Origin of the sequence: Haematospirillum sp. H4485 (genome assembly GCF_012102745.1) — a bacterium.
In the GTDB taxonomy this organism is placed as follows: Bacteria; Pseudomonadota; Alphaproteobacteria; order Rhodospirillales; family Rhodospirillaceae; genus Haematospirillum.
The window spans coordinates 300,869-322,178 of sequence record NZ_JAAVSY010000001.1 but is presented as its reverse complement, the minus strand read 5'-3'; the positions used below and the strand labels follow the sequence as shown (position 1 = coordinate 322,178).

The window sequence follows — 21,310 nt, the reverse complement described above, 5'->3', positions numbered from 1 at the left end:
ATCAAACAGATCCCGGACGCTTTACCTTTGAAAAAAGACGGAAAAAATTTTCTGTTGTGATCCGGGCAACCTCATCTTCTGAAATCCCCTTGATCTCGGCCAGTTTGCGCGCCGTCAGGACCGTAAAGGATGGCTCATTGCACTGACCACGCATGGGAACCGGGGCAAGGTAAGGAGAATCCGTTTCAACCAGCATACGATCCAGCGGCAGCGCACGAACTGCTTCCCTCAATACGTCAGCCTTGCGGAACGTAATAATACCCGACAGGGAAATATAGAGACCCAGATCAACCGCTATCTTTCCCAATTCATAGGATGAACTGAAGCAATGCAGAACACCCGGGAATGGCCCGGCGTCCATTTCCTGCCGCAAAAGCGTTGCAGTATCCTCTTCAGCATCACGGGTATGAATAATGACAGGCAGCCCGGACTGCCGCGCGGCCTTCATATGCAGGCGAAAGGTCCTTTTCTGGTCCTCGCGCGGGCTATGCTCGTAATGATAGTCAAGCCCGGTCTCCCCGAAAGCCACAACCTTGGGATGATCGGCAAGACGCAACAACGTTTCTGCATCCTCAAGGCGTTCATGGCCGGCCTCGTGCGGGTGAATGCCCACACTGCACCACACAGAATCAAAACGCTCTGCAACAGCCAGCACACCGTCAAAGCGTGAAAGATGCGTACAAATCGTCAACAGGGTTGAGACGCCAGCAGAACGAGCACGCGAAACAACGTCGGGCAAGGTATCCGAAAAGTCCGGGAAATCAAGATGGCAGTGACTGTCAACAAGCATCACGAACGCACAACCTCTTCCTCGACATAGCGGGGGAAGATACCCTGCGGCGCAGGCAATTCCGATCCTGTAACAAGGGCAAACCGGGGACCAAATGTGTCAAAGCTACGCTGCTCCTGCCCCAGACCCAACTGATCCAGAATCCGCCCGGCTCCATCCGGAACAAACGCCTGCATCAGCAAGGCAACCTGACGAATTGATTCTGCCAACACCCAGAGAACGGTTTCCATCCGCTTGAGATCCGTCTTGCGCAAGGACCACGGCGCCTGGTGATCAACATAGGCGTTGGCGGCCCGCACAACAACCCAGATACTCTCCAAAGCCTCATGGAACGCCTGACGATCCAGCTGCTCCCTCAAGACATCCAGCAGGCCATAAGCGGAATCCAGCATGTGGCGGTCGCTGTCTTCCAGAACACCAACCTCCGGGACCTTGCCGCCACAGTTCTTGGCAATCATGGACAGGGTCCTCTGGACCAGGTTCCCAAGGTCATTGGCCAGTTCAGTATTCATCCGCCGGACAAAGGCCTGACGCGAAAAAACACCGTCATTGCCGAAAGGAACTTCCCTCAGCAAAAAGTAGCGGGTCTGATCAAGACCGAACGTTCCAACCAGTTCGTAGGGGTCAATGACATTGCCCAGCGACTTGGAAATCTTTTGTCCTTCATTCGTCCACCAGCCATGAGCAAAGATCCTCTTTGGCAGAGGCAAATCGGCTGCCATCAGGAAGGCTGGCCAGTAAACAGCATGAAAGCGCAGGATATCCTTGCCAACCATATGCAGATTTGCGGGCCAGAACGCCTTGTATCGTTCATGCCCCGTATCTGGATAACCTGTCGCCGTCAGATAATTGGTCAGGGCATCCAGCCAGACGTACATGATATGCTCGCTGTCGCCCGGAACGGGAACCCCCCACCGGAACGTGGTGCGGGATACCGACAAATCCTGCAATCCACCTTCAACGAAACTGATCACCTCATTCCGGCGACTTTCCGGCGCAATAAAGTCAGGATGCTCGTCATAAAACTGCAGCAGCTTGTCCTGCCAAGCCGAAAGACGGAAAAAGTAGCTTGGCTCTTCCACCCACTCCACAGGAGCACCTGTTGGAGCCATGCGCGTGCCGTCGGGCGCCGTTTGCAACTCACTTTCTGCATAAAATGCTTCATCACGTACGGCATACCAGCCTGCATATTTTCCAGCATAAATATCGCCCCTGTCGACAAGCCGCTTCCACAACGCAGCACAAGCAGCCTTGTGACGCGGCTCGGTCGTACGAATAAAGTCGTCATGGCTGTATTTCATGACCGACGCAAGATCCCGGAAATTGCGGGAAACCTCATCCGTAAAGGCCTGAGGATCTATCCCTTTTGCATGAGCCGATTTCTCAACCTTTTGCCCGTGTTCATCGGTTCCGGTCAGAAACATCACCCGATACCCGTCCAGCCGCTTGAAGCGGGCCAGCACATCGCATGCCAAGGTGGTATAGGCATGACCGATATGCGGCCGGTCATTCACATAATAAATCGGGGTTGTAACGTAATAAGACCTTGACCCGGTCATCACGGGTATCTCCTGAAAATAGGCCGTCAGCGAACAGAAGAAGCTGTTTGCGGAACGGAACGGACCAGCGCCTGAAGAGACAGTACGGCACTGATAAAAACCTGTTTTCTATCAAGATGCACAGCCTCGGCTCGCTCGAACAAAGCCCTGATCTTTTCCCATACTTCGATCAGTTGATCAAGGGGAGCTGCCGCAAGAACTATCCTTGCAAGAGAGGCATCATCCTGAACAATCACCGGGCATTCCATCTCACGCCCGGCATAGCGGATCGCGCGTCCCAACCACCACAGCATCAAATCAGTTGCGAGGCGAAAGACATCCTCTGTTCGGCTGACCGTATCAGCAAAGGTATACAATGCAGGTAGATCAGGGGGGCCTTCCAATACATTGCGCAGAATCCCCATCAAGGACTGATAATGTTCTACCCCCCCTTGGCTGGCAAGATCGAGGGCTTGGCCAATACTGCCCTCGCCCAGCTGCACAAGGATGCGACGGGACACAACATCCAGAGAGGAGGCCGCATAACGCTCCATCAATTCCTGACACTGCGCTTCAGGAAGCGGACGCATGGGAACATGACGGCAGCGGCTGCGCAACGTCGGCAGTAAACGCCCCGGGCAATGCGACAGCACCAGGAACAGGGTCCGCTGCGGCGGTTCCTCCAGAATTTTCAGCAGCGCATTGGCGCTGTTCCTGTTCATGTCATCGGCTGTATCGATCAGTACAACGCGCCATCCGCCGCGAGAGGATGTCATCGACAACCACTCGCCGAGGGATCGTATGTCATCGACAGGGATATCGCCCTTCAAACGCTTGCGCTTTTCGTCCCACGTCCGCTCCAGAACACGAAAATCACCGTGCGTGTCTTGGGCGATGTGGGAGCAAACCGGATCATCTTCTGAAACAGCAAGGGTGGTTTTCCCGACTACGGCACGATCAGAAAGTACAAACCGGGCAATCCGCATGGCAAGCGTTGCCTTGCCAATGCCGCGCATTCCTGAAAAAAGCCAGGCATGGTGCACGCGCCCCTGGTTCCAAGCTTGTAGAAAAGCCTGCTCGGCATCGCTGTGTCCCACAAAGGCTGTATGCTGACGCGGCGGCAAGAACGGAAGCAACGCAGTCATAGCGTAAAAGCCTCACCAAGAACCTTGGTAATATCCTGATGAACCTGATCAACAGGACGTGTGGCATCAATAACGCGGAAACGCTCCTGATCCTTGGCTGCAAGGGACAGAAATCCTTCGCGCAATCGCACATGAAAAGACAGATCCATGGACTCAAAGCGGTTTTCCGCATCACCACGACGTTCAGCCCTGTTCAGACCGATGGAGGGATCGATATCCAGCAGAAAGGTCAGATCAGGCCGTGTGTCCTCGACAGACACCTGGAACAGGATGTCAAGAAATGCAGGATCCAAACCATGACCCACTCCCTGATAGGCCAGCGTTGAATCATTGAAACGATCACACAAGACCCACTGCCCAGCCATCAAGGCCGGACGTATGGTTTGCAGAACATGATTCCGACGTGCTGCATACAATAAAAGTGTTTCAGACACAGGATCCCAGCGGCTGGCTTCCCCGCGAACCAGGAGAGATCTTATCTCCTCGGCCCCGGGCGCCCCGCCGGGTTCCCGGGTCATGGCAACACCAATCCCCCTCTGGCGCAGAAAATCCGCAAGCAGGCGAATTTGGGTAGACTTTCCGGATCCTTCTCCGCCCTCAAAGGTAATAAACTGTGCAGATGTCATTGCCCGCTCAGCTTCTGACAGAAACAGTCAGCACCGTCTCTCCATCATCTTTATGAGCAGAACCAAACAGCATATGATTGATTGCAGCCCCTATACGACCAAAGAGCCCCAGCTTTTGCACATCAGCGGCTGCGACCAGTGGAATCTCGATCGCCTGCGCCATATCCGTGCCGCTGATACGCAACGTTCCGATAGACTGCCCCTTCTGGACCGGAGCCGGCACCGGACCTGTGAAAACAGCTTTCATCTCCAGGTTTCGTGACGCGCGGCGAGGAAGTGTCAGGCGGACATCCTGGGCAACAGCCAAGGGCACAACCTCTTGCTCGCCCAGCCAGACATCGGCCGATGAAACGGCATCTCCAGCAACAAACAAGGTTCTGTTCTCGAAGTTGGCAAAGCCCCAATCCATCAGGCGATTGGCCTCATCAGCCCGCTCCTGCATACTTTTCAAGCCATTGATAACCAAGATCAACCGGCGATCGCCCCGCTGTGCAGAAGCAGTCAGACCATATCCCGCAGCAGATGTATGGCCTGTTTTCAGGCCATCCGCGCCCGTCATGGTATACAGAAGGGGATTGCGGTTCTGCTGCCTGATCTTGTTATGTGTAAATTCCTTCTCCGCATACATTGAATAGTATTCAGGAAAATACCGGATAAGGTACTTGGCCAGAACAGCCAAATCGCGAGGGGTCATCACATGTCCCTCGTCGGGCAGCCCTGTCGAGTTCATGAAATAACTGCCCGTAAGGCCAATTTCCTTTGCCTTTTTGTTCATGGCGCTGGCAAAGGCTTCCTCAGTCCCCATCAGGTTCTCGGCAAGTGCTATGCAGGCATCATTGCCAGACTGAATAATCACGCCCCTCAGCAGATCCTCTACCCTTACTTCGGAATTGGGGGCCAGGAACATTGTCGATCCACCGGACGCCGCACCACCCTTGCGCCAAGCGGTCTGGGAAACCCGGAACACATCATCAAAGGAGAGTGACCCTTCCTTCAGCCGCTCAAAAACCATGGCTGTCGTCATCAGCTTGCTCATTGACGAGGGAGGCATCGGAACGTCGCCATTCTTGTCGTACAAAACCGTCCCGGTTTCATAGTCGACGAGGTAGGCCTCGCGTGCCCTGGTATCCACAGGAAAGGCAAAAGCCGAGGGCGCTACAGCGGCAAAACCTGCAACAAGCGCAAGACGAAATGCCAGTCTGTAAACAGATGACAACAAATTCCCTGCTTTCATATTACGCGCAACGCACATAGCTTTTCCCAGATAGTCTGCATTCAGGACAAGGAAACGAAATAAGCAGGTAATGCGGCCACATCAAGGTTAAAGCTTGGCCGGATCACAATACTGTCTCTACTCTGTTAACAGACGCGGTTTGTCAACACCAAGCTTCTTCAGGCGGGGAAGAACTTTTCGAGCCTCATCCTGGCTTGCAAAAGGTCCAAGACGAACCCTGAACATGGTGCGCCCCTTGGACTTCACAGAGCTGATTTCGCCACTATGAACAGAACCCAAACGCTTGCGCAGGGATTCCGCACTGCTGCGGCTTGAGAAAGCCCCCACCTGCACCCACGTTTTGCCGGTTGCAGCCACCTTCGCTGGCTTCTCCGCAGGAACCGGTTTTTTCCTTGCGTCCTGCACAGGAACCATTCCATGCGGCTTTACCGGAGGCGGGACATCACGCTGCAGCTGATGCCCCGTATCGGCAGGAGAATCAAGAAGTTCCGCCTTGACCACATGCGGCCGGGGGACGGCTGCCACCTCGGGCATGGAATCACCGCCACCCGCAATGGCCTTGGCTTTCAGGATACGGCTTTCTTTCTCCAGAATTTCAACTCGTACCCGGGCCATACCTGCATCCTTGAAACCAAGAAGCTGCGCACCCCGGCGTGACATGTCAATCAGCCGATCTCCCACAAACGGCCCACGGTCATTGATACGCACGACAAGGGCCCGGCCATTTTCAAGATTGGTTACTCTTACCAAGGTGGGGAGAGGCAGCGTCTTGTGTGCCGCTGTCAAGGCATTGGGATCAAAAACTTCCCCGTTGGCCGTTTCACGCCCGCCAAATTCCCCTCCATACCACGAGGCGACACCCTCTTGACGGTAACTCCAGTCTTCCGCCGGATAGTACCACTGCCCATTAATCTGGTACGGCTTGCCGATTTTCCAAGCTCCGACGCGCTGCCCCTTGCCAAAGTCTGTTGCAAGACGCGTTTCAGCACACCCCGTAACAAGGCTTGCCCCCATCAGAAGAAAAAATACCCGGACAACAAAGAAGCGCATGCCGCTACGGATCCGTTCCCAAAGGGGCGCCAGACGGTTTTCCTCGAAGGATCGCCGCAGCTTTTTCCCACTATAATAACAATGCTAAAAACCGAGAGGTAGGGTAAAGGGATTGCAACAAAGGCGCAATACATGCCTTATGGATCGCTCGGAATATGTCCCGCTGTATTGCCAGCCCGCAAGGCATCAAGCACAGGCCGTCCGGGATAAGCATCGGGCACCAGCCCGGTCTTGTTCTGGAACGCCCTGACCGCGTTGCGTGTCTTGTATCCCGGCACTCCATCCGGCATTCCTGCATCGTAACCGGCCTTGTTCAGCAAGTTCTGCATATCCGCTATATCAGCGCGCGACAAAGGAGGAGCCAATACCTTGCCCAGCAAGAAAGGCTGTGCACCGACCAAACGGTCTGCAAGGTGGCCAACAGCCACTGCATAAAGAACAGAACGATTCCAGTCCATTATACTGCGGAAATTATCGTATACCAGAAATGCCGGGCCGTTAGCTCCTTCCGGTACAATCACACTGCCCTGCATGCCGCCAAGCCCTTTTGGCAAAGGCTGGCCACCGATCTGGGTTACCCCCAGACGTGACCACTCATGCAACGATTTGCTGACAGAGAAATCGGCAAGGTTGAAATTGAATGACTTCGGGAGAGTGACCTGACGGCCCCACGTTTGCCCCCTCTTCCATCCGGTCGCAGCAAGGTAGCGAGCAGCAGAGGCAAAAGCATCCGGCTGGCTTCTCCAGATATCAATACGTCCATCACGATCATGATCGACAGCATGCGCACGGAATGTAGAAGGCATAAACTGAAAATGCCCCATGGCACCGGCCCACGACCCATACATCTGCGCTGGCTCTATGTGGCCCTCTTCCAAGATGGACAGTGCCTGTAAAAGCTGGGCTTTGAAGAAATCTGGCCTCCGCTGGTCCCAAGCCAAGGTTGCCAGTGCCTCAGGGACAAAGAACCCCCCAAAATTCTGCCCGTAATGAGTCTCCATTCCCCAGAACGCAACAATAAACCTAGGCTGAACACCATACGCTTGTTCAATCTGAGCCAAAAGGCGTGCATGTTTTTTCAGAAGCGCTTGGCCTTCCATAACACGCTTCTTGTCAACGGCACTTCCGACGTAGGATCGCAGTGTTCGCACAAATTCCGGCTGCCGACGATCAAGATCCAGAACACTGGCATTTGGCTGCACATTTCGCAAGGAATCCAAAGAACGTCTGCTCAGTCCCCCTGCCTCGGCCTCTGCCACAAAAGAGTCAAGCCACCGTGAAAAATCCTCTTTCTCCTGTGTAGAAAGAGACAGCACCGACGGCGCACCCTTTACCCCAGTATCCTGTTTCTGACTGGCCGCACAGCCGACAAGCACCAAGGCAAACGCAGTAACAAGAACCGCACAACGGGATGAAAGAGGATTGGTCATGCCTGTCTCCAACGACCACCTGACACAGAAACACTTATCTGAGGCAGTTGTTGTCTCATGGAGCATGTAGAACGAGCAATATGGCAAAGAAGCGGTCTGTAAAACAAAATAGAGTCTGGACGAAATGGATAAGGTCGGATAGTTACTGTGCCCTGCTTGCTGAAGGGTCCGATTGTGGGCCCTGAAATGGTAACAGAGACAAAACTACGCCAATTTTTTTGGCGTATTGAGCAGGAAGGGTGGCCGAGCGGTTTAAGGCACCGGTCTTGAAAACCGGCGTGCGGAAACGCACCGTGGGTTCGAATCCCACCCCTTCCGCCATATTCGTTCTCTAACGCATTGATTTATAAGAAGTTTACAGAGCGCCTGTTGCGTTTGACCACACTTTGACCACACTTCTGCCGATAATAATCGGCGCTCTCTGTCAAAAACCAATGGTCCTCACCTCTCGTCGGTCAGCCATCTTTGCATAATAAAAAAGAGCCCCATCAAGAAAACAGACGAGGCTCTTTATTCAGGCATCTCAGGCCAGTAAACAGCCCAGAGCCTCCTGCATTTTTGCCTTGGTGGTTTGCAAGTCCCTGATCCGGGCCTTTTGCTCATCAACAACTTCTACCGGCGCCTTGGCAACAAATGCCTGATTATCCAACCGGCCTGCCAGCTTCCTGATTTCAAGGTCCAGCTTGTCCAGCTCCTTTGTCAGACGGGCCTTTTCCGCAGAAAGGTCGATGATACCTTCCAGCGGAATAATGACGGTTATCTCACCAATAACGACCCGTGCTGCTCCGGAGACATCATCTCGGTCCACCAGTTTCACATCCTCAAGACGGGCGAGAGCCTGGATTAATGCCTGATGCGTCTTCAGGCGTTCTTGCGTGGCAAGAGAGGCATCCTTGACGAAGATTGGCAATCTGGCAGAGGGGGGCACGTTCATTTCAGAGCGAACAGACCGTATGGCGGAAATGCAATCCACAACCCAGTCCATTTCCTCACGGGCATCCTGTTGGTCCAAGCCACTCAGACCGGACCATTGGGCCAAGGCCAGCATGCCTGATCGCTCGGCTGTTTCAGCCCACAGGGTTTCTGTAATGAAGGGCATAAAGGGATGGAGAATGACCAAAATCTGGTCCAGAACCCACGCTGTAACCGCACGAATTTCTGCTTGGGTAGCCGGGTCATCCCCATTGAAAATAGGCTTGGCAAACTCCAGATACCAGTCACAGAACGTACCCCACGTGAACTGGTAAGCCGCATTGGCGGCGTCATTGAAACGGTAGGCAGACAAGGCCGCAGAAACTTTTTCCGACGTTTCGGCCAGTTTGCCGACGATCCAGCGTGCCAACGTATGCTTGACGGTGGATGGATCAAAGCCTTCAACGCCATGACATGCGTTCATTTGACAGAAACGTGCGGCGTTCCACAGCTTGGTTGCAAAGTTGCGATATCCTGCTATGCGCTGTTCGCTCATCTTGATATCGCGCCCCTGAGCCGCCATGGCAGCCAAGGTAAAGCGCAGGGCATCCGTTCCATACCGGTCAATCAGGTCCAGGGGGTCCATAACGTTCCCCTTGGACTTGGACATCTTCTGCCCTTTTTCATCACGCACAAGGGCATGGATATAAACGTCACGGAAAGGCACGTCGTCCATGATGTACATGCCGAACATCATCATCCGGGCAACCCAGAAGAAGATGATGTCAAACCCTGTGACCAACACATCACCGGGATAGTACCGAGCCAGTTCAGGGGTCTTTTCGGGCCAGCCCAACGTGGAAAACGGCCACAGGGCTGAACTGAACCACGTGTCAAGAACATCAGGATCGCGCACCAGCTCAACAGGGTGGCCGTAATGATTTTCTGCAGCTGAACGCGCTTCTTCTTCACTCATTTCAACAAAAGGCGTGCCATCCGGACCAAACCAGGCCGGGATCTGGTGGCCCCACCACAGCTGCCTGGACACGCACCATGGCTGAATATTGCGCATCCACTCAAAGAACGTATTTTCCCACTGGCGGGGGGCAAAAACAGTGCGCCCCGTTTCCACAGCCTCAATGGGGCCCTTGGCCAGCTTGGGTGCATCAACAAACCACTGGTCCGTCAACCATGGCTCAATCACAACACCGGATCGGTCACCATACGGGACCGTCATTGGATTTTCCTCGACACGCTCCAGGAGTCCTTGTGCCTCAAGGATCTCAAGAATTTTATCGCGCGCCACAAAACGATCCAACCCATGGAATGCGGCAGGCAAAGTGACCAAAACAGGTGAGTCATCAGGATTCAAGACGGCCTGCGCCTGTCCGTTGACAAAGTGCAAAAGCGGTGTTGGCTCTGCCAGTATACGGGCATCCCGATCAAAAACATTGACGAGGTCCAAGGAGGACCGCTTGCCGACATCAAAGTCGTTGAAATCATGGGCCGGTGTTATCTTGACCGCGCCGGTTCCCTTTTCCGGATCAGCATGCTCATCGGCAATGATGGGGATAAGACGCCCGGTTACCGGCAGACGTATCTGCTTGCCTATCAGATGGGCGTAACGCGTGTCGTCGGGATGAACCGCCACACCGGTATCGCCGAGCATTGTCTCCGGCCTGGTAGTGGCGACCGTGATGAACGTACCATCCATGCCATCAACAGGATAGCGCAGGTACCACATCTTCCCTTTGATCTCGCGCTGCTCTACCTCAAGATCCGAGATGGCTGTATGGAGCTTTGGATCCCAGTTGACCAAGCGCTTGGCACGGTAGATCAAACCATCTTTGTGCAGCTTGACGAAAATGGTGCGTACAGCCTCTGAAAGGCCGGCATCCATGGTAAAGCGCTCACGACTCCAGTCAGGCGAAGCACCAAGGCGGCGCAGCTGTCGTACGATTGTACCGCCGGACTGTTCCTTCCATTCCCAGACTTTCTCCAGAAATCCCTGCCGCCCCAGATCGTGCCGGGAAATACCCTCCTTCTCCAGATTACGCTCGACAACCATCTGTGTAGCAATGCCCGCATGGTCGGTTCCCGGCTGCCAAAGGACATCACGTCCGGTCATCCGATGGTAACGGGTCAGGATGTCTTGAAGGGTAAAGGTCAGGGCATGCCCGATATGCAGGCTTCCTGTCACATTGGGGGGGGGCATCATGATGGTATAGGGCACCCGGCCCGACCCGACATGTGCGCGAAATACTCCGCCCTCTTCCCACTGCTTGTAAAGTTTCTCCTCAACACCAGCCGGATTATAGGTTTTGTCGAGCATATCTCTATTGTTCCACTTCACGTAGTAACACCCGGATGCCCCTAAAACGGGGACGCGCCAACCCTCTTACAGGGGCTGACGCGCACATCCCTTCGATCAAATCGCTTTTTATTGCTTTTCGGTCCCGGAAACCAGCTTTTCAATTTCCTTGCGTACAAGACGCTCGACCATATCGGGCAAATGCTGATCCAGCCAGCTTGCCAACATGGGCTTCAGCATGTCACGCACCATCCCCTCCAGCGTGACGTCACTGTGACCCATACCAATAGCCCTAACCCGGGCAATGGTCGCAAGCTCGGAAAAAGCCGCAGCCGATTGAGCCGCGGCAGGTGGAGACAGCAAGGCACTGCCATCATCAGCTGTCATTGTCGGGGGGGGAGAAACTCTCACGGGCTCTGGTTCCAGTTCACCTTCATCTTCCTCGACAGCCCAAGGTTCCTGCGATGGTGGCAGAGGGGGCGGCTCAGGCGCTGCCCCCAAGACCAAGGGCTCCTCACCATCCTCAACCATGGCAGGAGTCAACTCAAGAACATCGTCACCATCAGCCTCCGGAGCAGATGCCGGCTCGGAAGGTTGAACCGGAGCCGGCTGGGGCGGCTGCTGCATCTCTGCCTCTTCGTCCTCCGACAGGATTTTCCTGATGGAGGCGAGGATATCCTCCATCGATGGTTCCTGACCTTTGCCGTCCATGACGATCTCCAAGCCCCTAACGCGCTTTCCTGCCCGTACGCCCACCGTCCGGGGAACCGATATATCATTGCCGCCTAAGATTTTGCAAACAACAGGATATCGCTGTTTCTATCTGATTGCGGCAAAAAAAATGCTGCCACGACGCGAGCGACAAGGCAACCCTTGGAGCAGAAACAGGAAATCGGGCCAAGAACGCCTTTTTCTGCCATTCCAAGCAGGGCAGCCCTAGCTTGGCTGCGGTATCCCAAGATTGGTCCTGTCAGCCAAAACAGGGGCATCACAGCCTTGTCAGGACCCGAACCATGCTCCTTCCACATCATTATAATGCTCGACGGGGTCATAAATACCAACATCCAGACCAAGAGTTTTGGCATCCAGACGCCCCACAGCAGAGAGGAGAGAATGCGCTGCAACCCGTTCATCCCGCTGGGCCGTAACAAGGCTGACCCTTGCGTTCAGCAGCTCCTGTTCAGCATCCAGAACATCCAGAACAGTTCTTGATCCGACCTGAGCCTCCCTCTGCACACCTTCCAGTGCAACAGTAGCAGCCTCTATCTGAGCTTGGATTGATTCAATCTGCGCCCTTGAGGCAACAAGACTTTCCCAAGCCCGGACAGCAAGCTCACGCGATTTGTCCCTTGCATCATCAACCTGAAGTCGTGCCTGTCCGGCTTTCTGCTTGGCTTCCCTCAAACGGGACCAAGTTCCGCCTGCCTCGTACAGGGGAACATCGACAACAGCCATAACCCTATATCCTTTGGTCCGGGCACCATCAATTGACTGGTCATAGGTTTTGGTCTGATCGGCCTGGAGCTTCACCGCAGGCATCAACTCACCACCCGTGGCATCAACCGTATTCTGGGCCGCCTCCGCAGAAAACTTCGCAGCCAGAACATTGGGATGCATGGCCTGTGACGCTTCCACCGCTTCATCGAGTGAAACAGGCAAGTGTGGAGGTTCGGACGGATACCGCATGTCGTCTGCAGGAAGACCAACCAACCGTTCAAAATTGGCACAGCTTGCTTTAAGCCGGGCTTCAGCATTAATACGATCCGCCGTTGCCTTGGCCAAACGCGCTTCGGATTGACTGACATCAGTACGTGTCAATTCGCCAACCCGGAACCGGTCTTGCGTGGCCTCAAGCTGACGGGCCAGCACTTGTTCATTATTCCGGTTCAGATCGACAACCGCCTGATCCCGCACAACATTAAGATAAGCCTCGGCAACAGATTGCAGAACGGTCTGTTCTGTAAAAGCCAGCTGGGCCCTGGCCGCCCTCACGGTATTCTCAGCCGCTTTTGTGTTGTTGATGGTCCTGAAGCCAGAAAAAATCTCCTGCTCAAGTTTTACCCCAACCGTGCGTGGGTTCGAGCTTTGGTATCCATCGCGGCTTTGACGGGTGCTGGATTGGTCGCGCGCATAACCAGACGTTCCGGAAAGCTGGACACGTGGCCTCCATCCGGACAAAGCCTGCGGCACCTTTTCATCGACAGCACGAACCCGTGCCCGATCGGCCTGCAGCTCCGGATTACCGGCATACGCAGCAGCCAGTGCATCTTCCAGCGACATAGCTTGCGTACAAACGGGAAAAACAAGACTGGGAAAGAATGCGGCAGCAGCAAAAACTGAAAGCGTTTTTTTCATCCGTCGTGTCCACCCGCAACGTCCCGCCAAATACGGGAGCAACAAAACCACCGTGCCCGTAATTTAGACCGGACACGCAAAAATACATAAAGCGGGTAAGACTATAGAGTGTTGGAAGCGTAACGCAACCCACGACTGCTGGCTACGCTACCAAATCTGCAACAGAAACTAGAACTGGAAGCGTCGCGGCGCACGAAACCCGGGGAGCAACGGGATATTCGCATCAAAAAGACGCCGGTGGCCAACAGCATTCCCGGAACGGGTGTACAGCACGGCGGTTCCCTGCCCGCCCTTGTCAAGAACAGCAACCAGACGGCCACCCGGGGCAATCTGTTCCAGCAGGGCATCCGGAATAAACTCAACCGCCCCATTCACCAATATCACGTTATAGGGTGCCTGGGCCGGATACCCGCTGACCAAGGGAGCGGATACAATAGCGGCGTTATCGACACCCAGCGAGGTCAAGGTCGTACTTGCTCCCTTGACCAGCTCAAGGTCGGATTCAACGGAAACCACTGTCGATACCATACGCGACAGAACAGCGGTCGCATAACCACTGCCGGTGCCAATCTCAAGGGCCACATCGGACGGATCAATTTCGGCGGCCTGCAACAGACGGGCCAGAACCATGGGTTCCATGAGAATGCGGCCATTCCCTATTTCCAGATCATCGTCAGCATAGGCAACAGAACGCAGATGGCGCGGGGCAAAAGCCTCGCGGGGGACCGCGGCCATTGCCTCGATGACAGCCGGATCGGTCACCCCGTTGGGACGAATCTGGCCTTCGACCATGTTGTGGCGGGCAATGGCGTAATCCATGCGGCAACCCCTTGCAAACGTGATGCTTCAATGTGGACAGGTTGTGTGCAGACACAACACTCCCTGTTTATAGCCTTCTGTCGTAGCCTTGACAATGGACACACTCGGATTGGTCCGATCCCGGAAATAATTGGTGCTTCGGGGCTATTTTCTCTGTTGACCGGATGATAGGTCATCGATATAAACCGCTTCCTCGGTTGCAGTTCTGCTTTTTGTACGGGTTTGCAGCGAGTCGCGAGGCTGGGTGGCAGAGTGGTGATGCAGAGGACTGCAAATCCTTGTATACCGGTTCGATTCCGGTCCCGGCCTCCAACGTTTTTGTGTTCCGGCGTAGCTCAGCGGTAGAGCCCCCGACTGTTAATCGGGTTGTCGTAGGTTCGAATCCTACCGCCGGAGCCATCTTTCCAAAACATACCCCCCTGAAATATGCCGCCTGATCGTCAGACACACGGGTCTTTGTGATGTGTGCAGAAATGCGCCATGTGGTGTATCCTTGCCGGTGCAATTTTTGTTCTTGTTGACCTGCTCTTCCCGAAGGTCGGAAACCATGGGCGTACGCCATCTTGAAAAATTACTGCGTCCAAGTTCACTGGCAGTCATCGGTGCATCCCATGCACAGGGCAGCGTCGGTACCGTTGTTATGCGGAATCTTCTGCACGGGGCTTTCAAGGGACCCGTCTTACCGGTCAATCCAAAGTACACGTCGGTTCAGGGCGTACTGGCCTATCCTGATATTGCATCCATTCCCATTGTGCCGGACCTTGCGATTCTAGCTGTCCCGCCGGAGGAATCCGTTGTCGCACTTGAAAGCCTTGGGCAACGAGGAACCAAGGCAGCGATATCCGTTACGTCCGGACTGGGGCGCGTCTCCGACAACCCGGCACTGACCGGACAGCTGCTGAATATAGCCCTGCGCTACGACATCCGCCTTCTTGGACCCAACAGCCTTGGTCTCCAGGTACCCGCCCTTGGCCTGAATGCCAGCATGGCCCCTCAGGCCGCACATCCGGGAAAAATTGCCTTCGTCTCGCAATCCGGAGCCCTGTGCACAGCCGTTCTGGACTGGGCCTGGCCACGCGGCATTGGCTTCTCTCACTTTATTTCGCTTGGCGGCATGATGAATACAGGATTCGGCGATATCCTGGATTACTTGGGCGGTGATCCCGACACGCGCGCCATCCTCTTGTACATGGAAAGCATTCCCGAACGCCGCAACTTCATGTCCGCCGCCCGCTCGGCCGCGCGCAACAAACCTGTTCTGGTCATAAAAGCAGGGCGTCACCCTGCAGTACAAAGCGCCACGGTCAGCCATACCGGTGCCCTGGCCGGCAATGATGACGTGTATGAAGCGGCCATACGGCGCGCGGGCATGTTGAGGGTTTACGACATCGAGGAACTTTTTTCAGCAACCGAAACGCTTGCCATCATCAACCGCCCGAAAGGACCACGCCTTGCCATTCTGACAAATGGTGGGGGCATAGGCATACTTGCAGTCGATGATCTTCTGGATGAAGGCGGAACGCTGGCAGAGCTATCGGACGAAACCCTGGAAAGCCTGTCAAAAGCGTTGAATGCCACGTGGTCGCATGGCAATCCGGTGCAAATCCACGGCGACTCAGACGGAGCCAGGTACGCTGCGGCACTTGGTGCCTTGGCGCAAGCCCGTGAGGTGGATGGCATCCTCGTCATGCACGCCCCCACCTGTCAAAGCGACCCATTGGAAGTCGCCGAAAAGATTGTTGCCACAGCCCGTCAGAACAAGCGCACAAGCGTCATGGCCTGCTGGGTTGGGGACGATCGCGTGGAGAAAGCAAGAGCCCTGTTCCATCAGTCCGGAATACCAAATTTCCAGACCCCGCACCAGGCTGTCAGGGCTTTTTTGCATATGATCAAATACAGGCAGGTCCAGGATCTGCTGATGGAAACCCCGGCAAGCCTGCCAACAGAATTCACGGCCAATACAAAAATGGCACGTCGGATTATCTCTGAAGCCCTGGAAGCTGGACACAGCACCCTCTCCGAACCCGAAGCAAAAGCCCTTTTATCGGCATATGGCATTCCTGTTGTGGAAACACGGGTAGCCCATTCGCCCGAGGAAGTTCGTAGCATCGCGGAAGAAATGGCTGGCCCCTTGGCTCTGAAAATCCTGTCACCGGACATTCACCACAAGAGCGACAAGGGTGGTGTTCGTCTCGGCCTCTTCGGGGCTGATGATACAGAAACAGCTGCCCGGCGTATGCTCTCCCGTATCAAAGATAATTTTCCCGATGCTGAAATACGTGGTTTCACCGTTCAGCGGATGGAAAAAAGGCAAAATGCGCACGAAATTATTATTGGTCTGCACGTTGATCCTGTCTTTGGCCCGGTCATCCTTTTTGGTCATGGCGGAACGGCAACAGAAATTATCAATGATCACGCAATTGCCCTGCCACCCTTGAACATGACCCTGGCACGGGATCTGGTAGAGAGAACCAGGGTATCTCGCCTTCTGCAAGGGTTCCGGCATCAGGAGCCAGCCGACATGGAAGCCTTGTGCCTGGCATTGGTGCAGGTTGCCCAGATGGCCATAGATCTTCCGGAGATACAGTGGCTTGATATAAACCCCCTGTTCTGCAACCACCAAGGTGTTATTGCCTTGGATGCCAAGGTGGAGATCGCACCATGGAGAGGCGGATCCCTTGTCGACCGCTTGGCGATCAGGCCATACCCCAAGGAGCTGGAAGAGGTTTATACCATGCGCACCGGGCAGGATGTCATCCTGCGTCCCATTCGTCCGGAGGATGAGCCAAATCATCACGTTTTTGTATCAAGGCTTGATCCGGAAGATATCCGCTTCCGCTTCTTTGGCGTGATCCAGGAATTGCCACGCAGCCAGATGGCGCGGATGACCCAGATCGACTACGATCGTGAGATGGCGTTCATTGCCGTAGGATACGACGCAGAGGGTCAGAGCGAGACACTGGGCGTGGTTCGGGTTGTCAATGACCCAGACCATGAAGAGGCTGAGTTCTCGATCGTCGTGCGCTCCGACCTGAAGGGAACCGGCTTGGGGAACGCCTTGATGCACAAAATGATCCGTTACTGTCGCAGTACGGAGGTGCGAAAGATGACCGGGCAGATCCTTATAGAAAACAAAAGGATGCTGGCTTTTGTTGAACAACTTGGTTTCCGGCGTGTACGTAATGTTGATGTTGACGTTGCCGAGGTTGAACTGGATCTTCTGGAAACGCATTGAACTCTTTTATAACGTCCCCCTGATATCCCGTGCCGGAGCCTTCTGTTCATGGTGTTTCCTTCTGTGCCTACCCCCAAAAAAGTCTATGCTGTCATTGTTGCCGCAGGGCGCAGCAACCGCTTTGGCAGCTCTGTTCCCAAGCAATATGCCATGGTCAATGGTCAACCCGTTATTCGGCAATCTGTATGTTCCTTTCTGAATCATCCCGATATTGCTGGCATACAGGTTGTTATTCACCCCGATGATGAAGCCCTGTACCAAGAAGCTGTTGGTGATCTTCCCTTGTGTACGCCTGTTTTTGGTGGGCAAGAGCGACAGGACAGTGTCCGGAACGGCTTGGAGGCCCTCTGCAAACATGCTCCTGATTTTGTCCTGATCCACGATGCAGCACGCCCCTTTGCAGGGCGGAATGTGATTGACGCTGTTCTGCAAGCCCTACAGTCCGCTCCCGCTGCAATACCGGGGACGGAGGTTGCAGACACGCTCAAAAGCGTTAATAGCGATTGCGTCGTCCTCCACTCTGTCAGTCGGAAAGGGTTGTGGCGCGCACAAACACCCCAAGGATTTTGCTTCAAGACAATCCTCGACGCACACAGACAGTGTGCCGGTATGTCACTGACAGATGATGCTGCCCTTCTGGAGCACTTGGGCAAAGGCCCGGTACAAATGGTCGCCGGGTCAGCTGAAAACTATAAAATTACCTGGTCAGATGATTTGGACAAAAGCAATCCGCCACCTCGCGTCAACATGGAAACGCGAACGGGTATTGGTTTTGATGTTCATGCCTTCACGACAGGAAACACCCTGACCCTCTGTGGCATCAGCATTCCCTTTTCCAGAAAGCTATCTGGTCATTCTGATGCCGATGTTGCCATGCACGCTCTAACCGATGCCCTGTATGGCTGCATCGGAGCTGGCGACATCGGTGTGCATTTTCCCCCCGGAAACGCACGCTGGAAAGACGCACCGTCACGAATCTTTCTGGAACACGCCTGTAACCTGATCCTCCAACGTGCTGGCCGCATTATCCACATCGACGTTACCATAATCTGTGAAGAGCCAAAGCTCAGTCCCTATCGTCGGGACATGGTCCTGTCCCTTGCACAGATTATGAATATCCCGGAGTCCCGTATCAGCATCAAAGCGACGACGACAGAACGTCTTGGATTTACAGGACGGAAAGAGGGCATAGCCGTACAGGCTATTGCAACCGTGTCCTTGCCCGCGGAATAATACTATTTCTCAAACAGGGAAAAGGGCCGCCGCGACACGGCGGTCCTCGGCCAGCAGCACATTAAAAGTACGGCAAGCAGCCCCGGTATCCATAATGTCGCAGGACGCAAACATCTCGCATAGCATTTGACGCAGAGAATTTGGAAGGAAGGGAGAGCTCCGCCCTCCCCCAATCAGTACAATCTCAATACCGGGCTTATACTCCTGCACGGGCTGGAAGGACTCTACGGTCAAACTTTCCGGTGATGAAACATCCCACAAGCACGAAAAAGTCGGAAACACAAGAACAGGAGAGCTCCAGACAGTACCGGCAATACGAAAGTTACCGTCGCCATAGGCAGATATAATCTGCCTACCTGCGGGAACGACCGGCGTAATGTCCATTGCGCTCTCCATCATCACGCGATCAGACTAGACACTTTCCTTGGTGTCTTCCTTTTCCTTTGCAGGCTTGGACGGTTCGGTCTTTGCATTAACAGAAGCCAGCATTTCACGGGCAACCTTGACCTTTACCCCTTCTGCAATCTCAACCTGAAGCTCGGCATCCATAACCTTTGTAACGGTACCAATAATCCCGCCCGACGTCACGACGACATCACCACGGCGCACGTTGGTCAGCATTTCGCGATGAGCCTTCATGCGTTTCTGCTGGGGGCGAATCAGCAAAAAGTAAAAAACAACAAAAATCAGTGCCAGTGGCAAAAGCTGCAGAAGACCAGACTGCATGCCTCCGGCCGCAGCATCAACAGCCTGGGCATGGGCGGGGGAAATCAACATCAGCAATTCTCCTGAAGAACGGGCATCGGATAACATTCCGGGCGGCGAATATACTGCTGCATAACCCCATTGCAAATGCAATCCGTAGCACAAAGGGGAAATTTCATACCTGACAAACGACGGTCACAAACACAATCGCACCATGGCTTCAAAGCTTCATCGCCCATGAAACGAGAGCTGAGGATACAGGCATCCGAAGACAGGTCAATCTCTTGAGATACATAAGAATATTTGGAAGAAAGTTGTTCTATAACAAGGACCTGACCAAGACTTTCAGATGATACACCATAACCTTGGAACGGATTCGCATACAACACGATATCCGTAGAAAAAGACGAAAAAACCACTTCCAACTTTTTGCGAAAGGCGCGCAGGTCCTTACACTTCTTATATAATAAGCCATACCTGAAATGACGGCGCATATTCAGGGAACCCGCCCAAAGCCACCTTGGCCTTAACCCGGTCTTAAGGAACATGACTCCAGCCACTTCCCTTCCCCTTGAACACGTTTTCATCAGAAGAGTGGATATGAGGGAAAAATACCTCAAAAGTCAAACGGAAACTTCCGTGATGACAGGCGCGGCTCCATAAGGGATATTTCACGCTCCGGTTCGTTAGAATCAGGCCAATGCCATGACCAGTAAAAGCATCGTGGCCAGGGCGATGCTCCTGGCTTCTGAACGAGGAATCAAGTCACAGCGGGCCCTGTGCCTTGCCGCAGGACTAAAGCCTGACTTCTTGAGGGATATCAGGTCAGGACGCACAAAATCACCACGCGCTGATAACCTGGCCAAGCTTGGTGAATTTCTTGGCGTTTCGTCCGATTGGCTTCTTCACGGCGAAGTCCCGGGTTGCAATGAGGGAAATAACTCTCATAAATCCAGTACCCTTCCCTCACAAGTCATTGTTCGAGGAGAAGTTTGTCCGGGGAAGTGGGTGAATTTTCCCGAATGGCCACCAGAAAAACACCGGACCTGCCCCCTGCCCCCCGGGAACCCTTGGCCAACTGCATACGGGTTACAGGTTGGTTCGGGGGGCATATACGATATCTTCCAGGCAGGCAGCGTTCTCATATGCGTTCCTGTTGCAGATGTCCCTGTCTCTGTAACAGATGGTATGTGGGTGATTGTACGACGCTTCATGCCGTCCCCAGATCGGTACGAATTGACAGCAAGGCGTCTCAAGGTTCAGAAAGATGGCTCGCACGTACTAACGGTGCCATCACCAGACCCAATATTACCGCCCATTCCCTGGCCTGCTCCTGATGCACCTCATGCATCTGTAATTGCCATTGTTATTGGTGCTTATCAGGCACTGCTGCCCTTGGGATCCTCTACCCCCCCTGCTTTCCATTCGGGATAATCGTCAGGCGTTGGCAGCAGACGAAGTATTCCGTACTTCCAGAGGATAGAGCTGCGCCAGATCGGCGCTCCGAAATAATTATTCTGATCGAACCCGGTATCTGAAACAGACTTTCCATCACAACCCCGGCTTTTTTCGCACATAGAAAAACACCCCATGTTATGCCGTCTCCTGTCCATGCGCATGGACCGGGCGGCGGCAGGTCAATCCTGGCCAGTTTGATTTGCCGGGGGGTGTGCAAGACCCTCTGGGCACCGGGTTACAGCCCGGTGGCCTCTCCGCCCGCCAGCCACATGCTGAAGGCGAAGAACCAGGATCATATTCGCCTCTATTGATGAGATCAAGAACGTCGAAATACATAATTATCTCTATCTATCAAATAGATAGATGGAAAAAACACGCATAGATCTATATACTGCAAGCAACAGATCCTAAAATCCATGCTGCGCGCATCTATAGAAAATTGCCGCTTGAGGTTTTTGTACCACCGGGA

Annotated in this window: 19 protein-coding genes and 3 tRNA genes; 6 read left to right on the top strand and 16 right to left on the bottom strand. The window is 54.1% G+C overall.

Annotation, left to right across the window (positions count from 1 at the left end):
• Nucleotide 1 precedes the first annotated feature (1 nt).
• The 7 genes from HEQ61_RS01545 to HEQ61_RS01515 all read right to left on the bottom strand — a co-directional run bounded on the left by HEQ61_RS01545 (nucleotide 2) and on the right by HEQ61_RS01515 (nucleotide 7,813).
• Nucleotides 2-790 carry a TatD family hydrolase gene (locus tag HEQ61_RS01545; RefSeq protein WP_168019247.1) on the bottom strand — a complete coding sequence of 263 codons (789 nt, stop codon included), beginning with the start codon at nucleotides 788-790 and terminating at the stop codon, nucleotides 2-4.
• Nucleotides 790-2,349 (bottom strand): methionine--tRNA ligase, encoded by a 1,560-nt coding sequence (gene metG / locus HEQ61_RS01540; RefSeq protein ID WP_168018889.1) that lies wholly within the window; start codon nucleotides 2,347-2,349, stop codon nucleotides 790-792. The genes HEQ61_RS01545 and metG overlap by 1 nt, the downstream gene beginning before the upstream one ends.
• A gap of 26 nt (nucleotides 2,350-2,375) precedes the next feature.
• The gene (locus HEQ61_RS01535) at nucleotides 2,376-3,473 is read right to left on the bottom strand and encodes a DNA polymerase III subunit delta' (protein WP_168018887.1); all 1,098 of its coding nucleotides are present in this window, start codon (nucleotides 3,471-3,473) and stop codon (nucleotides 2,376-2,378) included.
• Complete coding sequence (gene tmk, locus HEQ61_RS01530) at nucleotides 3,470-4,099, bottom strand: dTMP kinase (RefSeq protein WP_168018885.1); 630 nt, start codon at nucleotides 4,097-4,099, stop codon at nucleotides 3,470-3,472. The genes HEQ61_RS01535 and tmk overlap by 4 nt, the downstream gene beginning before the upstream one ends.
• 7 nt (nucleotides 4,100-4,106) lie before the next feature.
• Nucleotides 4,107-5,315: a D-alanyl-D-alanine carboxypeptidase family protein gene (locus HEQ61_RS01525; protein WP_245183046.1), complete on the bottom strand. Its 1,209-nt coding sequence runs from the start codon at nucleotides 5,313-5,315 to the stop codon at nucleotides 4,107-4,109.
• 135 nt (nucleotides 5,316-5,450) lie between these two features.
• A complete protein-coding gene (locus HEQ61_RS01520; protein WP_168018884.1) occupies nucleotides 5,451-6,383 on the bottom strand; it encodes a septal ring lytic transglycosylase RlpA family protein in 933 nt (310 codons plus the stop codon).
• Nucleotides 6,384-6,520: 137 nt separating this feature from the next.
• Nucleotides 6,521-7,813, bottom strand: coding sequence for a lytic murein transglycosylase (locus tag HEQ61_RS01515; RefSeq protein ID WP_168018883.1), 1,293 nt, complete (start codon nucleotides 7,811-7,813; stop codon nucleotides 6,521-6,523).
• A gap of 233 nt (nucleotides 7,814-8,046) precedes the next feature.
• On the opposite strand from HEQ61_RS01515, the gene HEQ61_RS01510 reads away from it, so the two are divergent.
• Nucleotides 8,047-8,134: transfer RNA gene (locus tag HEQ61_RS01510), tRNA-Ser, on the top strand.
• Between the two features lie 202 nt (nucleotides 8,135-8,336).
• Here HEQ61_RS01510 and HEQ61_RS01505 read toward each other — a convergent pair.
• The 4 genes from HEQ61_RS01505 to HEQ61_RS01490 all read right to left on the bottom strand — a co-directional run bounded on the left by HEQ61_RS01505 (nucleotide 8,337) and on the right by HEQ61_RS01490 (nucleotide 14,210).
• Nucleotides 8,337-11,057, bottom strand: coding sequence for a valine--tRNA ligase (locus tag HEQ61_RS01505; RefSeq protein ID WP_168018882.1), 2,721 nt, complete (start codon nucleotides 11,055-11,057; stop codon nucleotides 8,337-8,339).
• Between the two features lie 108 nt (nucleotides 11,058-11,165).
• Nucleotides 11,166-11,747: a DUF2497 domain-containing protein gene (locus HEQ61_RS01500; protein ID WP_245183045.1), complete on the bottom strand. Its 582-nt coding sequence runs from the start codon at nucleotides 11,745-11,747 to the stop codon at nucleotides 11,166-11,168.
• Nucleotides 11,748-12,035: 288 nt separating this feature from the next.
• Entirely contained in the window at nucleotides 12,036-13,391 is a 1,356-nt protein-coding gene (locus tag HEQ61_RS01495; RefSeq protein WP_168018881.1) for a TolC family outer membrane protein, read from the bottom strand.
• 168 nt (nucleotides 13,392-13,559) lie between these two features.
• Nucleotides 13,560-14,210 carry a protein-L-isoaspartate O-methyltransferase family protein gene (locus HEQ61_RS01490; protein ID WP_168018880.1) on the bottom strand — a complete coding sequence of 217 codons (651 nt, stop codon included), beginning with the start codon at nucleotides 14,208-14,210 and terminating at the stop codon, nucleotides 13,560-13,562.
• 238 nt (nucleotides 14,211-14,448) lie between these two features.
• On the opposite strand from HEQ61_RS01490, the gene HEQ61_RS01485 reads away from it, so the two are divergent.
• The 4 genes from HEQ61_RS01485 to HEQ61_RS01470 all read left to right on the top strand — a co-directional run bounded on the left by HEQ61_RS01485 (nucleotide 14,449) and on the right by HEQ61_RS01470 (nucleotide 18,678).
• Nucleotides 14,449-14,522: transfer RNA gene (locus HEQ61_RS01485), tRNA-Cys, on the top strand.
• A gap of 12 nt (nucleotides 14,523-14,534) precedes the next feature.
• Nucleotides 14,535-14,609 (top strand) — tRNA-Asn (locus HEQ61_RS01480).
• A gap of 148 nt (nucleotides 14,610-14,757) precedes the next feature.
• Nucleotides 14,758-17,445: a bifunctional acetate--CoA ligase family protein/GNAT family N-acetyltransferase gene (locus HEQ61_RS01475; protein WP_168018879.1), complete on the top strand. Its 2,688-nt coding sequence runs from the start codon at nucleotides 14,758-14,760 to the stop codon at nucleotides 17,443-17,445.
• A 48-nt stretch (nucleotides 17,446-17,493) separates the two neighbouring features.
• On the top strand, nucleotides 17,494-18,678 hold the full coding sequence (locus HEQ61_RS01470; protein ID WP_168018878.1) for a bifunctional 2-C-methyl-D-erythritol 4-phosphate cytidylyltransferase/2-C-methyl-D-erythritol 2,4-cyclodiphosphate synthase: 1,185 nt from the start codon (nucleotides 17,494-17,496) through the stop codon (nucleotides 18,676-18,678).
• Between the two features lie 9 nt (nucleotides 18,679-18,687).
• Here the strand turns inward: HEQ61_RS01470 and HEQ61_RS01465 are convergent, their stop codons facing one another.
• The 4 genes from HEQ61_RS01465 to HEQ61_RS01450 form a co-directional block, all read right to left on the bottom strand.
• On the bottom strand, nucleotides 18,688-19,062 hold the full coding sequence (locus HEQ61_RS01465) for an Mth938-like domain-containing protein (protein WP_245183044.1): 375 nt from the start codon (nucleotides 19,060-19,062) through the stop codon (nucleotides 18,688-18,690).
• Between the two features lie 27 nt (nucleotides 19,063-19,089).
• Nucleotides 19,090-19,455, bottom strand: coding sequence for a preprotein translocase subunit YajC (yajC, locus tag HEQ61_RS01460; protein WP_168018876.1), 366 nt, complete (start codon nucleotides 19,453-19,455; stop codon nucleotides 19,090-19,092).
• Complete coding sequence (locus HEQ61_RS01455; RefSeq protein WP_168018875.1) at nucleotides 19,455-19,943, bottom strand: hypothetical protein; 489 nt, start codon at nucleotides 19,941-19,943, stop codon at nucleotides 19,455-19,457. The genes yajC and HEQ61_RS01455 overlap by 1 nt, the downstream gene beginning before the upstream one ends.
• 132 nt (nucleotides 19,944-20,075) lie before the next feature.
• Nucleotides 20,076-20,249 (bottom strand): hypothetical protein, encoded by a 174-nt coding sequence (locus tag HEQ61_RS01450; protein ID WP_168018874.1) that lies wholly within the window; start codon nucleotides 20,247-20,249, stop codon nucleotides 20,076-20,078.
• On the opposite strand from HEQ61_RS01450, the gene HEQ61_RS11575 reads away from it, so the two are divergent.
• Nucleotides 20,194-20,817, top strand: coding sequence for a hypothetical protein (locus HEQ61_RS11575; RefSeq protein ID WP_415877245.1), 624 nt, complete (start codon nucleotides 20,194-20,196; stop codon nucleotides 20,815-20,817). The genes HEQ61_RS01450 and HEQ61_RS11575 overlap by 56 nt on opposite strands.
• Here HEQ61_RS11575 and HEQ61_RS01445 read toward each other — a convergent pair.
• On the bottom strand, nucleotides 20,763-20,975 hold the full coding sequence (locus tag HEQ61_RS01445; RefSeq protein WP_168018873.1) for a hypothetical protein: 213 nt from the start codon (nucleotides 20,973-20,975) through the stop codon (nucleotides 20,763-20,765). The genes HEQ61_RS11575 and HEQ61_RS01445 overlap by 55 nt on opposite strands.
• Nucleotides 20,976-21,310: the final 335 nt, after the last annotated feature.

Excerpts from the sequence above, each read along its gene's own strand:
- HEQ61_RS01545 (WP_168019247.1), bottom strand. The coding sequence starts at position 790 with ATGCTTGTTGACAGTCACTGCCATCTTGATTTCCCGGACTTTTCGGAT.
- metG (WP_168018889.1), bottom strand. The coding sequence starts at position 2,349 with ATGACCGGGTCAAGGTCTTATTACGTTACAACCCCGATTTATTATGTG.
- HEQ61_RS01535 (WP_168018887.1), bottom strand. The coding sequence starts at position 3,473 with ATGACTGCGTTGCTTCCGTTCTTGCCGCCGCGTCAGCATACAGCCTTT.
- tmk (WP_168018885.1), bottom strand. The coding sequence starts at position 4,099 with ATGACATCTGCACAGTTTATTACCTTTGAGGGCGGAGAAGGATCCGGA.
- HEQ61_RS01520 (WP_168018884.1), bottom strand. The coding sequence starts at position 6,383 with ATGCGCTTCTTTGTTGTCCGGGTATTTTTTCTTCTGATGGGGGCAAGC.
- HEQ61_RS01515 (WP_168018883.1), bottom strand. The coding sequence starts at position 7,813 with ATGACCAATCCTCTTTCATCCCGTTGTGCGGTTCTTGTTACTGCGTTT.
- HEQ61_RS01505 (WP_168018882.1), bottom strand. The coding sequence starts at position 11,057 with ATGCTCGACAAAACCTATAATCCGGCTGGTGTTGAGGAGAAACTTTAC.
- HEQ61_RS01500 (WP_245183045.1), bottom strand. The coding sequence starts at position 11,747 with ATGGACGGCAAAGGTCAGGAACCATCGATGGAGGATATCCTCGCCTCC.
- HEQ61_RS01495 (WP_168018881.1), bottom strand. The coding sequence starts at position 13,391 with ATGAAAAAAACGCTTTCAGTTTTTGCTGCTGCCGCATTCTTTCCCAGT.
- HEQ61_RS01490 (WP_168018880.1), bottom strand. The coding sequence starts at position 14,210 with ATGGATTACGCCATTGCCCGCCACAACATGGTCGAAGGCCAGATTCGT.
- HEQ61_RS01475 (WP_168018879.1), top strand. The coding sequence starts at position 14,758 with ATGGGCGTACGCCATCTTGAAAAATTACTGCGTCCAAGTTCACTGGCA.
- HEQ61_RS01470 (WP_168018878.1), top strand. The coding sequence starts at position 17,494 with ATGGTGTTTCCTTCTGTGCCTACCCCCAAAAAAGTCTATGCTGTCATT.
- HEQ61_RS01465 (WP_245183044.1), bottom strand. The coding sequence starts at position 19,062 with ATGGACATTACGCCGGTCGTTCCCGCAGGTAGGCAGATTATATCTGCC.
- yajC (WP_168018876.1), bottom strand. The coding sequence starts at position 19,455 with ATGTTGATTTCCCCCGCCCATGCCCAGGCTGTTGATGCTGCGGCCGGA.
- HEQ61_RS01445 (WP_168018873.1), bottom strand. The coding sequence starts at position 20,975 with ATGGGGTGTTTTTCTATGTGCGAAAAAAGCCGGGGTTGTGATGGAAAG.